11 protein-coding genes are annotated in these 14,458 nt (G+C 45.5%); all 11 read left to right on the forward strand.

All coding sequences use genetic code 11. The features are described from left to right. Positions 1–16: 16 nt before the first annotated feature. Positions 17–1,825, forward strand: coding sequence for a sigma 54-interacting transcriptional regulator (locus J7I93_RS04420; RefSeq protein WP_214723701.1), 1,809 nt, complete (start codon positions 17–19; stop codon positions 1,823–1,825). Positions 1,826–1,977: 152 nt separating this feature from the next. Continuing rightward, the gene (locus J7I93_RS04425) at positions 1,978–3,174 is read left to right on the forward strand and encodes an iron-containing alcohol dehydrogenase (RefSeq protein WP_214723703.1); all 1,197 of its coding nucleotides are present in this window, start codon (positions 1,978–1,980) and stop codon (positions 3,172–3,174) included. A gap of 22 nt (positions 3,175–3,196) precedes the next feature. Further along, positions 3,197–4,549 carry a GntP family permease gene (locus J7I93_RS04430; RefSeq protein ID WP_214723705.1) on the forward strand — a complete coding sequence of 451 codons (1,353 nt, stop codon included), beginning with the start codon at positions 3,197–3,199 and terminating at the stop codon, positions 4,547–4,549. A gap of 54 nt (positions 4,550–4,603) precedes the next feature. Beyond that, positions 4,604–6,061 (forward strand): CoA-acylating methylmalonate-semialdehyde dehydrogenase, encoded by a 1,458-nt coding sequence (locus J7I93_RS04435; RefSeq protein WP_214723707.1) that lies wholly within the window; start codon positions 4,604–4,606, stop codon positions 6,059–6,061. A 461-nt stretch (positions 6,062–6,522) separates the two neighbouring features. Continuing rightward, a complete protein-coding gene (locus J7I93_RS04440) occupies positions 6,523–7,629 on the forward strand; it encodes a zinc-binding dehydrogenase (protein ID WP_214723709.1) in 1,107 nt (368 codons plus the stop codon). 54 nt (positions 7,630–7,683) lie between these two features. Then, positions 7,684–9,123, forward strand: a complete 1,440-nt coding sequence (locus tag J7I93_RS04445; RefSeq protein ID WP_214723711.1) for an aldehyde dehydrogenase family protein — start codon at positions 7,684–7,686, stop codon at positions 9,121–9,123. Positions 9,124–9,412: 289 nt separating this feature from the next. Continuing rightward, positions 9,413–9,997 carry a hypothetical protein gene (locus J7I93_RS04450; RefSeq protein WP_214723713.1) on the forward strand — a complete coding sequence of 195 codons (585 nt, stop codon included), beginning with the start codon at positions 9,413–9,415 and terminating at the stop codon, positions 9,995–9,997. 168 nt (positions 9,998–10,165) lie between these two features. Continuing rightward, complete coding sequence (locus J7I93_RS04455) at positions 10,166–11,695, forward strand: sodium:solute symporter family protein (protein ID WP_214723715.1); 1,530 nt, start codon at positions 10,166–10,168, stop codon at positions 11,693–11,695. Between the two features lie 36 nt (positions 11,696–11,731). Next, entirely contained in the window at positions 11,732–12,352 is a 621-nt protein-coding gene (locus J7I93_RS04460) for a hypothetical protein (protein ID WP_214723717.1), read from the forward strand. Positions 12,353–12,371: 19 nt separating this feature from the next. Beyond that, positions 12,372–13,259 carry an N-acyl homoserine lactonase family protein gene (locus tag J7I93_RS04465; protein ID WP_214723719.1) on the forward strand — a complete coding sequence of 296 codons (888 nt, stop codon included), beginning with the start codon at positions 12,372–12,374 and terminating at the stop codon, positions 13,257–13,259. Positions 13,260–13,327: 68 nt separating this feature from the next. Beyond that, positions 13,328–14,257 carry a DMT family transporter gene (locus tag J7I93_RS04470; RefSeq protein ID WP_214723721.1) on the forward strand — a complete coding sequence of 310 codons (930 nt, stop codon included), beginning with the start codon at positions 13,328–13,330 and terminating at the stop codon, positions 14,255–14,257. Positions 14,258–14,458 lie beyond the last annotated feature (201 nt).

A 14,458-nucleotide genomic window follows, 5' to 3' on the forward strand; every position in this document is an offset into this window, starting at 1 on the left:
GACGGAGGGATCCGACATGCCTCAAGTTGTTTCTGAAAAAAATCATGATCTACATAGTGATGAACTCTTCCATGTGAAAAATTGGATGACACCCAGTCCTTATTGCATTCAGCCGGGTCAAACTTTGCAAGAAGCTTCGAAAATGATGGTGCAGCTTCGCCTGGATAGCTTGCCTGTTGTAGATGAAACCAATCGTTTGGTTGGGATGATTACTTCGAGAAAGCTGCTCAATTATTTTGCGCAGGGCAATCGGCGAGACGATCTGATTGGCAGCATTCCGAAATCGAATCTGCCTGCTGTTCGGCCGGATGATTCCATTCTGGATGTGTTATCGCTTCCGTATGATCAGCTGCCGGTTATGGGGGAGGATGGGAAGCTGCTTGGCATCCTGACCACTAGGGATATTCTTGATGGCCTTTCCAAATATATTTATAGACTTAAGCAGCAGCATAATTCGGCCGGTGCTCTTGGTGCCATTTTGGAAAGTGCGTATGAGGGAATAGCGGTTGTGGATGAAAATGGCATCCTTCAGGAGTTCAATGAGGCGTACAGCCGTTTTACCGGAATCAAACGGGAGGATGCGATCGGCAGGCATGTGACTGAAGTAATTGATAACACTCATCTCCATGAGACCGTGAAAACCGGGGTTGCGGAACGCGGGGTGCTGCAAAACATTCAAGGCCATGACATGGTGGTGCACCGGATTCCAATCTGGAAGGAAGGCCGAATTGCCGGCGCCATCGGGATGCTGATTTTTGAAGGGGTAACCGAGGTTTATAAAATCTATGAAAAGCTGCAGGAAAACCAAACAGCAAACCCGGATCTGTTAACAAAGAAAAAGGAAAGCGACAGCCGGATTACCCTTGATCAAATTATTGGGACGAGCGAGGGAATCACGGAGGTTAAGCGGCTGGCACGAAAGGCGGCAAGAACCGCGGCTACTGTACTGGTCACCGGTGAAAGCGGAACGGGAAAAGAGATGTTCGCCAAAAGCATTCACCACTTAAGCCCATTCTCGACCGGGCCGTTTATTAGCGTCAACTGCGGCGCCATTCCTGAGCATTTATTCGAATCCGAGCTGTTTGGATATGAAGAAGGGGCGTTTACCGGTGCGAAAAAAGGCGGTAAGCCGGGGAAATTTGAATTGGCTGATAACGGCACGATTTTTCTGGATGAAATCGGGGAAATGCCGCTCGTCATGCAAACGAAACTGCTGCGGGTCCTTCAGGAAAAGGAAGCAGAACGGGTAGGCAGTGTAAAAAAATATCAAATCAATGTCAGAGTCATTGCGGCGACAAACCGTGACCTCAAACAAATGATCGAAGACGGGGAATTCCGGGAGGACTTATACTACCGGCTTAACATCATTCAGCTCCACATCCCGCCGCTGCGCGAACGAAAAAAGGACATCCCGGTTCTGCTGGTTCATTATTTGAGAGAAATCTGTGAACGGTACAAGACACCTGGAAAACTATTTACATCTGAGGCAGTGAACGCTTTTGTGCAGCATCCGTGGAGAGGGAATATTCGCGAGATGGTGAATACGGTTGAGCAGCTGGTGACGCTTGTGGATGGGAAGGTCATTGATTATCATCATTTGCCGGAAATGCTGAAAAGGGCAGAACCTTCTATTAAAAAAGTGAAAGAAACCCCATCAGCTGTCGGATCCATAGAAGAAGCCCGGTTTCTCGGGAACCAAAGAGAATCAGAATTAATTCTCGATGCCTTAAGAAAAGCGGGCGGGAATAAATCGAAGGCAGCGGATTTGCTGGGAATCCACCGGACGACTCTTTACCAAAAGCTGAAAAAGCACGGAATTTCGTGAATGTAGTGTAGGGGTTCCGCTACAAAAAATCTACAACTGTAGTGTAGTGACTACACTATTGAAATTCAAAAACCCTGATTTTAATAGGTTTTCAAAGTTGGCACGCTCCTTGCAAGTATAGTAGTAACAGAACAAAAGGGGTGGAATGCTCAATGGAGAAACCAGCAGTTTTCCGGGTGCCGGAAGCGATTTTTTATGGTAGAGGCTCTTTTGAAAAGGTTGGAGCTGAAGCGGCACTAAGAGGGAAAAAGGCATTAATTATCAGTGATAAAATAATGGATCAGCTTGGATATGTAAGTGAATGCAGAACTTATCTTCAAGAAGAGGGTGTTCAAAGCGAGGTTTATCTTGGGGTAGCCTCTGAACCGACAGATGAGTATGTAGCAGAAGCATTGGAGCTTTTCCAAAAAGAACAATGTGATCTGGTCATCTCAGTAGGAGGCGGCAGCTGTATCGATACAGCAAAGGCGATAGCGGTCCTTGCAACCAACGGCAGCTTTATTGGCGATTATATGGGAGGGAAGAAGCTGGCCCAGCATGCACCAGTTCCTCACATTGCGATCCCGACGACAGCAGGTACAGGCTCTGAGGCGACAGATGTAACGGTCATCACGAACTCATCCAATGATGTGAAAATGATGATCAAGCAGCCTGCTTTTATGCCAAGCGTAGCGATTGTTGATCCGCTGCTGACGGTATCTTCACCGAAGAATGTTACTTCAGCAACCGGGGTGGATGCACTAAGTCATGCGGTCGAAGCTTACCTTTCCAAAAAAGCTCATCCGATGACAGACACAATGGCGATATCGGCTATGAAGCTGATCGTGGATAATATTTTAACCGCTTACAATGAAGGAGACAATGTCGATGCCCGTGAGGCGATGAGTCTTGGATCTCTTCAAGCTGGAATGGCGTTTTCAAATGCTTCTGTATGCCTAGTGCATGGCATGAGCCGTCCAATTGGCGCTTTATTCCATGTGCCGCATGGTATCTCAAATGCGATGCTTTTGCCGGCCGTTTTAGAATTCAGCCAGGAAGCATGTGTGGATCGGCTAGCTGATATCGGCAGAATTTTTCAGCCTGACAATGAAAGCCTTTCCAACGAGGAAGCGGCTGAGATTGCCGTTCAGTCTGTTAAAGACCTGTGCCTGAAATTAAATATTCCTAACTTAAGAGGATGGGGAATTGATCAAGAAGCGTTTAAGACGGCTGTAGGAAAAATGGCAGCAGACGCAATTGACAGCGGCAGCCCGGGCAACAACCCAAGAGTGCCAACTCAAAGCGAACTGGAAGAGCTCTATCATGTTTGCTATGATTATCAATTTTCCTCTGAAACAGAGAAAGTCTAACAGGGGACGGGGGAAATAACAGATGATCGGAATGCTTGGGTTAATCGCTTCACTGCTTCTATTAATGTATCTGACTATGAAAGGCATTAATATTATTATAGCCGCCATCATTAGTGCGGTTGTGGTGGCTCTTACAGGGGGATTAAACCTTGAGACTGCCCTGACAGAGCATTATATGACAGGCTTTACAAAGTATTTTTACTCCTGGTTCCTAATCTTTTTACTGGGAGCGATTTTCGGAAAAATTATGCAGGTGACGAAAGCAGCTGATAGTATTGCGAATTGGGTGAAGGATACGCTTGGCCCATCCAGAGCCGTATTTGCTGTCGTGGCTGCAGCGGCAATTATGACATATGGAGGCGTCAGTTTGTTTGTCGTAGGCTTTGCCGTTTATCCCATTGCGGTTTCTCTATTTAGAGTGGCGAATCTGCCGCACCGTTTTATCCCGGCGGCATTAGTGTTTGGATCGATATCCTTTACGATGACAGCTCCGGGCTCACCGGAAATCCAAAACCTGATTCCGACCGAATTTTTCGGAACAAAGCCGACTGCCGGCGGAATCATCGGGGTGTTAATGGCACTCTTGATCATGGTTGTGGGCGGGATGCTGCTCAGCAGAATGGTGAAAAAAGCGGTTAAAAATGGAGAGGTATTCTCCCTGCCAAATCAGCCGCCAAGTGCAGCCAATGAATCGGCTGCAGCTCTTGAGGCAGAGCTGGCTATGCAAAGACCAGACGCTGCTCCTGCTGGGAAAGACTATCCGCATGTGATTATGGCGATATTGCCGTTAGCGGCCGTTATTGCGATCTTAAACACAGCCGCCAATTTCACTTCTTCAACTGCAGCGGCGCTGATTTCCTTGTCGAGCGGAATCATTCTGGCATGTGTATTGATGATTAAATATTTGGTTGGTTTCTGGGAAGCACTAGCAAAGGGTGCGCAGGATGCTTTAGTAGCCGCCGCGAATACCTGTGCGGTTGTAGGGTTTGGCAGTGTTGCTGCACAAGTAGCAGCATTTGGAACCTTTGTAGATGCTTTGGTCAATATCCCGGGACCTCCGCTAATGGGCTTGGCAATAGCCGTTACACTCATTTGCGGGATCACCGGATCCGCTTCAGGCGGTCTGGGAATTGCGCTTCCCATTTTGGCGCCAATGTATATGTCTCAAGGTCTGGACCCTGGTTCGATGCACCGAATCTCGGCTCTGGCTTCAGGCGGATTGGATTCACTTCCGCATAACGGATACGTCGTTACCACTATTCGGGCAATTTGCGGTGAAACCCATAAACGTTCCTACTGGCCGATTTTTATTCTAAGTGTAGCAATGCCAACGGCTGTATTAATCCTGGCCGTGATCTTATATTCCGTTTTTTAAAAATCCAGTTTTAGGTGATTTATAGATTTCTAATTTTGAAAGGGGATTTTACTTATGACAACGACAACAACAAAGGTATTAAAAAACTTTATTAACGGTGAATGGGTAGATGCAAAAACAGATAAATTTGAAGCAGTTCCAAACCCGGCAACTGGTGAAGAATTGGCACGCACACCGATTTCAACGCGTGAAGATGTAGATGCAGCCGTTCAGGCAGCAAAAGAAGCTTTTAAAACCTGGAGCAAAACGCCGGTTCCAAAGAGAGCAAGAATTCTATTTAAATATCAGCAGTTATTAGTAGATAACTGGGACGAGCTTGCGAAATTAATTACACAGGAGAACGGCAAAAACTATAAAGAAGCGTATGGCGAGGTTCAGCGCGGAATTGAATGTGTGGAATTTGCAGCAGGAGCTCCATCCCTCATGATGGGTAAGCAGCTTCCGGACATTGCGACTAATATTGAATCAGGCATGTACCGCTATCCTGTTGGCGTCATTGGCGGGATCACGCCTTTCAACTTCCCGATGATGGTTCCTTGCTGGATGTTCCCGCTTGCGATTGCGTGCGGAAACACATTTGTATTAAAGCCATCTGAAAGAACACCAATCCTGGCTAACCGCCTGGCAGAGCTTTTCACAGAAGCAGGCCTTCCAGCAGGCGTATTCAATATCGTTCACGGTGCACATGATGTTGTAAACAGCCTGATTGACCATAAAGATGTACCGGCCATTTCATTCGTTGGATCCCAGCCGGTTGCCGAGTATATCTACAAATCAGCAACAGCTAACGGCAAACGTGTTCAGGCGCTTGCTGGTGCAAAGAACCACTCCATTGTGTTACCTGATGCTGATATGGATATCGCTGTTAAGGAAATTATCGCGGCTGCTTACGGTTCAGCAGGAGAAAGATGTATGGCTTGCTCTGTAGTTGTAGCAGTAGATTCGATTGCTGATGAGCTTGTGCAAAGACTTAATGAGCAGGCAAACCAGCTGACAATCGGAAATGGATTGGACGAAGATGTATTCTTGGGGCCAGTCATCCGCCAGGAAAATAAAGAGCGCACAAGCAGCTATATTGAAATCGGTGAAAAAGAAGGAGCTTCCCTTGTACGCGATGGCCGCAAAGACGAAGCTTACCATGAAAATGGATACTTCATTGGACCAACGATCTTTGACAATGTGGACCCATCCATGAAAATCTGGAAAGAAGAAATCTTCGCACCGGTCCTTTCTGTTGTGCGCGTGAAAAACCTTGAAGAAGCAATCGAGCTTACAAACAAATCAGACTTCGGAAATGGTGCATGCCTATTCACTGACAGCGGAAGCAGCGTCCGCTACTTCAGAGAAAACATCGAAGTCGGCATGCTTGGCGTCAACATCGGCGTCCCGGCGCCAATGGCCTTCTTCCCATTCTCCGGCTGGAAAAACTCCTTCTACGGAGACCTCCATGCCAACGGAACAGATGGAGTGGAGTTTTATACAAGAAGGAAGATGCTGACTGCTCGCTGGTAATACTGTGAGTACCAGGTACCACCCGAATTTTGTCGAAAGAGAAGTGTTGACGCACTTCTCTTTTTTTGTTTAGCTCTGTTAAAGCTTATTGTTGTTTTTAGCACCCTGTTGATTNNCCCGCGGAAAGGGAGTGCCTGAAGCGGAAATCAACAGGCCATTTAACAGAGCTTTCGTTTAAGTTAGGATTATTGGCCCGATTTTTATCATGGGCAGGTGGTATATCTCATCCTTTTGTCTGATGGTTGTACTTTTGCAATGTGTGTTGCATAAATGCAATTTCCTTAAGTACGCCTGTACATTAGCATTTTAACCTATAAATAAATCCGAATATTTTAAATATATTGTATTTTTGCAACGTTGATGTATCCAAAATCCAATTATTACATGTATTTATAATTGGCACGGTACTTGCATTCATTAAGGATAGCCTAAAATTTTATATGGAGAAAGGGGATTTTTTTATGAAAGGGAAAGTTTCTGTAATGGTTGAACCGATGAAGATGGAGTTTCGCGAGTTTGATTTGCCTGAGCCGGAAAAGGGAGCGGTTCTGCTGCGTGTCACTCGTACAAATGTATGCGGATCTGAATTACATATTTGGCGCGGGGAACACCCAACAAAGAAAAAAGGCGTTTTGGGCCATGAAATGGTTGGGGTTGTCGATAAGCTTGGTGAGGGTGTGACAACAGACTATGCCGGCCGCCCGATTAAAGAGGGGGACCGTATTGCAACGGTATACTACCGGACTTGCCGCAAGTGCAGTATGTGCTTAAAAGGTCATTTGCACCTTTGTGAGAACGCTTACAGCTTCTGGAATAAAGATCCGGAGGAAGCACCGCATTTTCATGGAACATTTTCCTCCCATTATTATATTCACCCTGATATGTACTTCTATAAAGTTCCTGACAATGTGCCTGATATTGCGGCAGCCAGTGCAAACTGTGCGTTATCACAGGTATATTTTGGCCTTGATAAAGCAGGCATTACGTATGGTGACACGATTGTCATTCAAGGAGCAGGCGGCTTAGGGCTAAATGCGACTGCAGTAGCGAAGGAAAAAGGAGCTACGGTCATTATCATTGATGCAGTCGAATCCAGACTGGAAATGGCCAAGAAATTCGGTGCTGACCATACCATTAGCATTTCAGAGTACGATACAACCGAAAAACGGGCAGCAGCAGTTCGAGAGCTTACAGATGGGCTGGGCGCTGACATCGGGATCGAGTTGAGCGGTGTTCCATCTGCTTTCCTTGAAGGAATCCATCTGGTGCGAAGCGGCGGGAAGTATGTGTCGATTGGGAATGTATCCCCAGGTAAGTTCGCAGACTTTGATCCTGGCTTGCTGACGCGTAAATCGATTGAGATAAAACCAATTGTCCGTTACGACCCTTGGTACTTGGATAAGGCCCTTCAGTTCCTTTCAAAAAATATCGATAAATATCCATTTGCCAATATGATTGACGGTGATTTTGAATTTGACAACATTCAGGAAGCACTTGATAAATCTGCTTCAAGAGAAGTAACGCGTGCTTCGATCGTGCTGCCGGTTAGGGTAGCTGCGGAAAAGTAAGAGAGTAATAGAATTCTAAAGTTAAGAAAAAAGCTTATTAAAGGAGGAATTCGTATGCCAACCGATCAAACAACTGCAGAAAGAAAAGGACTTATCATAGGAGATCAGGAAATTTTCACAGATTCAGAGTTTGCCGTACTAGATAAATATACAGGTGAAGTGATTGCCAATGTAGCAAAGGCGGACAAAGAGCATGTCAATCAGGCTGTAGCCATTGCCCAAAAGACTTTTGATCAAGATCAGCTAACACCCTATCAGCGTTATGAAATATTAAAGCGTGCGGCAGAGATTTTAAAAGAGCGAAAAGAGGAAGTGGCCTTGACTTTATCAAGAGAAGTCGGGAAGACCATTACCGATGCCCGGGGAGAAGTGGACCGCGCCATCCAAACGCTCACTTTATCTTCAGAAGAAGCAAAACGGATTGACGGTGAAGTGATTCCCATTTCAGCAAGCCCGGGAGCAGAAAACCGGATGGGCTATGCGGTCCGTGCACCGCTTGGCGTAATAGGAGCCATTACTCCATTCAACTTTCCGTTCAACCTTGCTTGCCATAAAGTTGGCCCTGCCATTGCTTCCGGAAATACGGTTGTATGGAAGCCGGCTTCTGATACAGCCACTTCGGCTTATCATTTAATGAGTATTTTAAAAGAAGCTGGGCTCCCTTCCGGATACGTGAACCTCGTATGCGGCTCCGGATCAAAAGTAGGCGGGTGGCTGCTTGAGGATGAGCGAATTGCCAAATATACGTTTACCGGAAGTGCAGAGGTAGGCCGCTATATTAAAGAAAACAGCGGACTGCGCCCTGTATCGCTTGAACTTGGGAACAACTCTCCAAATATTGTTCATCATGATGCCGACCTTGATTTGGCTGCAAAAATGTGCGTGTTAAAGGGCTTCAATACTGCCGGCCAAGCGTGTATTTCCGTTCAAAGGATACTCGTTCATTCACAAGTATATGACCAATTCCTTGATAAGCTGAAAGCGGAGACAGAGCAATTAAAGGTAGGCAATCCGCTGGATGCAGAAACAAATATTGGGCCGCTGATCAGTAAAAAGGAAGCGGATCGAGTCGTGGCATGGATCCATGAAGCTGTTTCACAAGGCGCTAAAGTGATCACCGGCGGAAAACAGGACGGGGCCATTGTAACGCCTACGGTTTTAAGCGATGTAAACCACGAGATGAAAGTGGTCTGCCAGGAAATTTTCGGACCGGTTATAACGGTGATGCCTTTTGATGATATTGATGATGCCATCGAGCAGGCTAATAACTCTAACTATGGCCTCCAGTCCGGTATCTTTACCACCAATATCAACACAGCCATGAAGGCAGTCAAAAAGTTCAGAACGGGCGGAGTTATTATTAATGACGCTTCGACGTTCCGGGCGGATGCCATGCCATACGGCGGAATTAAGGATAGCGGCATCGGAAAAGAAGGGCCGCGTTATGCGATTGAAGAAATGACCTTCCTTAAGACGGTGATTATTAATTTGTAGGGTCTTTTGTAGAGCATGATTGATATTTAAACCCTGTTGATTAGAGCGGAAGGTCAACGTGGTTGCATTGTTCCCGTTCCCTTATTTTCCAGCGGAGTTCGGGCAAGGTGCTGATTCTTTTATGTCCAGCGGGAGAAGCGAGTCAAAGGGGGCCCAAAGGTGCATCATGGACCAAGAAGGCTCCTGGCCGCCCGCAGTTCGCTGAGCGCTATAGTGGAAGTCAGCAGGCTATATTAACAGAGTTTCTTATACCATTTGAGAAAACATTGTATACGAAGGAGGATAGATCATGACTCAGGCTATTATCAATGTACCTTCCATTGCCATTCAGGCCGCAAAGAGCGGGCTTACCCTTGATGAGATCATAACTAAACCAAGAAAAAGATCATTATTTGGTTCCTCTGCCAGTCAGCGGGCTGATCCGGTTTTTACCTTTTATTATCCTTATATGTTCTATGAATGGAAGGTGACCGTCCCCAGATTTGTTTTTAGGGACGGCAAAGCTCTTATTCGCATCGGTGTGAATGGGTTAACAAATGTCGCTGCCCAAACCGATATCTGGCCTGATTGCGAAACGGTTCAGGCTGAGCCGCAGAACTGTCTGACTTTTAGAGTAACGGACGAATCAGCCGATGATGAATGCAGGCTTGCACTGGAAAATTACGTGCTTAAGTTTATGAGGCCATTAAAGCCGCCCATTTATCAGTTAAGCAGGAAGGAACGGATTTATCTTCCTTATCATGTTTTCAAAGAAGAATCTTCAGGCAAAAAAACGCTGATGGTCACAGAAGCTTTAACCGGCGTAACGGCTGAAGCCAGGAAAATGAAGGAACTGAATTCATGGCTGGAGAGCATGGCAGGACGCTATAGCTGATTCTGGAAGCGTTGTCATTTTTGAATCCTTTCTGAGGAGGTGAGAAAGATGACTGTATTGCATTATGGCGCCATTTATATTTTGGGCTCCTGGGTGGTCCTCGGTTTTTTAATTTTTAAAACAGATATGTTTAAAATCGACTAATTATTGAAAGAGGGGGGTCTGTATATGTCAGTAATCGCTTGGTCCTGGACCTTAATGGTGTTCTTTATTGGACTTATGCTTTATCTGGGTTATGCAGGAATGAAGAAAACAAAAAATGCAGATGACTTTGCTACAGCACGTTCAAGCTATGGACCAATTGCTCTTGGGCTTGCCGTGTGTGCCACAACGGCATCCGGATCCACTTTCATGGGTATTCCGGGGACCGCCTATACCTCAGGTTTTCCAAGCCTATGGTATCCGATGATCTATCCGATCGGCATCTACGGCGGGATGCTTTTGACAGCAAAAATGGTCAAGCAAATGGGTGACAAATTCAGCAACCGTACCATTCCGGAAATTGTTGGAGAACGTTTTAACAGTGAATTTTTGCGTGTTGGGCTGGCACTGCTCTCTTTACTTCTTATTTTCTATATTGTTTCCCAGCTGGTCGCTGCTGCACTGATGTTCCAAACGATGATGGGCTTAAGCTATCAAGCGGGGCTTTGGCTGACAGCGATTGTTCTGGGCATTTATCTGGTTCTCGGCGGATCGCATTCTGATATTTTAACGGATGCTGTTCAAGGGTTCCTTATGTTAATTATTGCCGTTATGATCACGGTTATGTTCTTTACTGGATTTGGCGTAGAAGGCGGAGTATCTGCTGTTAATGATGCGATCACAGCCAAAAATCCGCAGGGCGGATGGGACACACTGTTTATTGAAGGGCATAACACTTATGGCAGTGCATGGCTCGTGTTCCTCATTTTAATCGCCCATATTCCTTTCGGTGTGCTGCCGCATATCGGCAACAAGTTTTTCGCACTTAAAAATGGAAAGCAAATGAGGGTATTCTTAAGCTTTTGTATCATTGGCGGTGCTCTGTTGCCGATGATGGCACTCGGCGGATTGCTGGGTGCAGCGGTAATTCCGGGTACGCTGGAAAGTGCAGACGCAGTCATACCGGCATTGTTTGTTGAAGTATTCCCGCCATTTGCTGCAGCGCTGATGGCCGTTGTCGTCTTATCGGCTATTCTTTCTACAGGTGACGGATTAGTTGTATCTTTCTCACAAATCTTCGCAAATGACCTTTACCGTAAAACGCTTGCGAAAAATAATCCGGATAAAGAAAAGGTAGAAAGAAACTCCTTAATCATTGGCAGGGTAGCGGTTGTTGCCTGTCTTGGTCTGGGAATCTTACTTGCGTATAATCCTCCTCAATCCTTGGCCATGTTCTTATGGATTGGCGTAGGCGGGATGGTTTCAGGCCTTGCAGGTCCGCTTGCGATCGGAGCTCTTTGGAAGCGCGCCAACAAACAAGGGGCTATCACATCGTTTTGTGTTGGTGTAATCAGTTATGCCGTGCTGTATATGGGATGGATTCCTGGCCTTGAAGCGATTACAAATCCTTTTGCGGCTTCCGGCTACTCCATTTTAGTTGCTTCCGCCGTGATGGTTGTGGTTACACTGTTAACAAAACCGATGTCACAAGAGTTTATTGACAATATTTACGGTACAGAAGTAGCTGTGCCTGACAGTAAGACGATTTCACAATAAACTAACAGTGGCTTTTTTCAAGGAGTGGCGTTCATTTTGAAATTTATTTTAACTATAACCATAATGCTAATGACGCTAACGGGATGTAGTTCAGTATCTTCATCTGTGTCTGACTCTTCTGAAAATAAAGGGGAGTCTGCACAGCTGCAGAATCAGGCTCAGCATGACCATACAGTTGATGAGAGTACCAAAAAGGATTACAGCAATTTCGAAACAGTAAAAGAAGAGGCGCTTAACGATGCTGAATTTGTTGACAGTCTGACAGAGGAAGAGCTTGAATTTGCTAAGAAAATTCGGCCGCTTCATTTTGATTTAAAAACGATGATTTTGCGGATGACAGGAACCGGCGTCCTGTTTTTAAGCGGCGGAACAGATGAAGAAAGCCTTGTAAAGGTAAGGGAAGAAGCCGATGAAAAGATTACTTTTATTGAGTCGGAACTAAATAAACTGGATGCTCCGCAATCGATGGAGCATATTCATTCCGCCTATTTGGAGTCTGTTCAAACTTATGAGGAATCCATCCCTTATTTCGAGCAGTATTTTGAAACCGAAGATAAAAAGTTTTTGGATGAATTTCTCAACCGCTCTAACCAGGCAAATGCCGGTATTAAAAGTGTCCTCTTTGAAATGTGGACGGATGAATTGAATGCAAATTAAAGGAGGAGTAAGGGCAGGCATGAAAAAGCTCATTATACTTTTCACTCTGATTTTTTCTTTTATCTTTTCAGGCAGTGCTTTTGCAGCGAAAAAAGGCGACTATAGCGTAAAGCTGCTTGAGTATGGAGGAATCCAGGATTATCCTAAATCAGGATTGGTTTACGGGGCGCATAATCAAGGAACTACGTATCTGCCGTTCTTTTATAATTTGATTCAGAATAAAGACCACAATATCTTATTTGACATCGGCTATCGGAATGATGAAGAAGATGGCCAAAAGGATTGGACAAAATTATTCGGCGGTTCAAACATTGAAGCTCCGGTTGAGGTTTTGAAAAAGGTTAATTTAACACCGAATGATATTGATACGGTTATCTTAAGCCATCTTCACTTTGACCATGCGGGAAATATTGATCAGTTTCCTGAAGCGCAATTTTATGTCCAAAAAGAGGAGCTGGATGGCTGGGTTTCCTCTTTATCCCTTCCGGACAAAGTGCGTGAATGGGCATGGCTGGCGACAGATATTGACCATATCAATGATCTGATGGAAGTGGCTGCCGAGAATAGGCTGACACTCATCGAAGAGGATAATGTTGAAGTGGTTAAAGGGGTAAAGGTCCATGCTGCCAAGGGCCATACATTTGGGACCCAGGCTGTGACGGTTGATACCAAAAAAGGCACATATGCCCTTGCCCAGGATGTCGTGTACACATATGAGAACGCTACGGACTATAAACCTCTGGGACTTGGACTGGATAATCTTGAACAGGTCATGTCCATTCATAAAATCAACGAATTGGTCGGAGGAAATGTAGACCGAATCATTCCGGGACATGATATTGCTGTTTTTGAAAAATACCAAACAGAGCAAATCGGCAAAAACCGCATCGTCACGATTGTTAAGTAACAAATAGACCAGAATGGCCGGATACAATTCGTATTCGGCATTTTTCTGGCTAAAAGGGAGAGAAACCTATGTCACGGATCGGCACCTATCTTATACTCGTCTTCGTCATGATGATGTGGGGATTAAATGTCGTGGCTATCAAAATATTAATTGAATACTTTCCGCCTATCCTGATGCAAAGCACCAGAATATTTCTTGGGGGGCTCCTTCTTGTTCTATTCTTTTGGTGGCGGAAAAACCTGCAAAGGATGAACAGGAAAGAGTGGCTGGTTACGATATCGGCCGGCGTATTGGGCGTCACGGGACACCACTTGTTTCTTGCCATAGGCCTGCTGGAGACAACCGCTTCCAATGCAGGCATCATCCTTGCGCTCAGTCCATTAACCACCTCGATACTCGGAATTCTCTTTCTGCACGACCAGCTGACCAAAATGAGGCTGCTTGGAATCTGCCTGGGTTTTGGCGGCGTCCTTTTTGTGGTGCTGAACGGCGGCGGACAGCTGGGCGGAATATCCCTCGGAGACTTTTTGATTTTTATGGCGATGCTTACACAGGCCTTTAGCTTTATCTTAATCAAGCGAAACTCTCAATCCGTTAATCCAAAATTTATGACAGCTGTCATGCTTACAGCGGGATCAATCGTCATGTTCCTATTTAGTTTTTTTATCGACACAGAGGGGATCTCAAGCATGGCTGTAACCGACATAAGAGTATGGATCCTCTTCCTGTTATCAGGTGTGGTGGCAACAGGAATGGGCCAGCTCCTTTACAATATCGCCATTCAAAACATCGGCCCTGGCCAGACAACAATCTTTAACAACCTTATGCCGTTCTTCACCCTGCTTGGATCGGTATTGTTTTTAAAAGAAACGATACTGCTCGAGCAAATCATCGGGTTTTTGTTTATTGTCGCTGGGGTGGTGCTGGGGACGGGGTATGTGGATGAGTATATTGTGAGTAAAAGGAAAGAAAAGGTATATAACAGTTTCAATGGATAGAAAATTTGAAGCTGGCCAGATTTAACTGTGCTATCAGAGGTTGCGGACCGGGCGATTGCTTGCGCTTTATGGTGCTTTGAAGCGGTCAGAGCGTATGACATAAAAAGTTTGGATGGCAGAAGAATTATTGGATTCAATAAATTTTATAATTAAAAGGGAACAGGCTTCACTCATAAGAGGGGAGCCTGTTTACCTGTAGAA

This window comes from Bacillus sp. ISL-47 (assembly GCF_018613175.1).
Classification (GTDB): Bacteria; Bacillota; Bacilli; order Bacillales; family Cytobacillaceae; genus Cytobacillus.

Excerpts from the sequence above, each read along its gene's own strand:
- J7I93_RS04455 (WP_214723715.1), top strand. The coding sequence starts at position 10,166 with ATGTCAGTAATCGCTTGGTCCTGGACCTTAATGGTGTTCTTTATTGGA.
- J7I93_RS04440 (WP_214723709.1), top strand. The coding sequence starts at position 6,523 with ATGAAAGGGAAAGTTTCTGTAATGGTTGAACCGATGAAGATGGAGTTT.
- J7I93_RS04445 (WP_214723711.1), top strand. The coding sequence starts at position 7,684 with ATGCCAACCGATCAAACAACTGCAGAAAGAAAAGGACTTATCATAGGA.
- J7I93_RS04430 (WP_214723705.1), top strand. The coding sequence starts at position 3,197 with ATGATCGGAATGCTTGGGTTAATCGCTTCACTGCTTCTATTAATGTAT.
- J7I93_RS04465 (WP_214723719.1), top strand. The coding sequence starts at position 12,372 with ATGAAAAAGCTCATTATACTTTTCACTCTGATTTTTTCTTTTATCTTT.
- J7I93_RS04470 (WP_214723721.1), top strand. The coding sequence starts at position 13,328 with ATGTCACGGATCGGCACCTATCTTATACTCGTCTTCGTCATGATGATG.
- J7I93_RS04435 (WP_214723707.1), top strand. The coding sequence starts at position 4,604 with ATGACAACGACAACAACAAAGGTATTAAAAAACTTTATTAACGGTGAA.
- J7I93_RS04450 (WP_214723713.1), top strand. The coding sequence starts at position 9,413 with ATGACTCAGGCTATTATCAATGTACCTTCCATTGCCATTCAGGCCGCA.
- J7I93_RS04420 (WP_214723701.1), top strand. The coding sequence starts at position 17 with ATGCCTCAAGTTGTTTCTGAAAAAAATCATGATCTACATAGTGATGAA.
- J7I93_RS04425 (WP_214723703.1), top strand. The coding sequence starts at position 1,978 with ATGGAGAAACCAGCAGTTTTCCGGGTGCCGGAAGCGATTTTTTATGGT.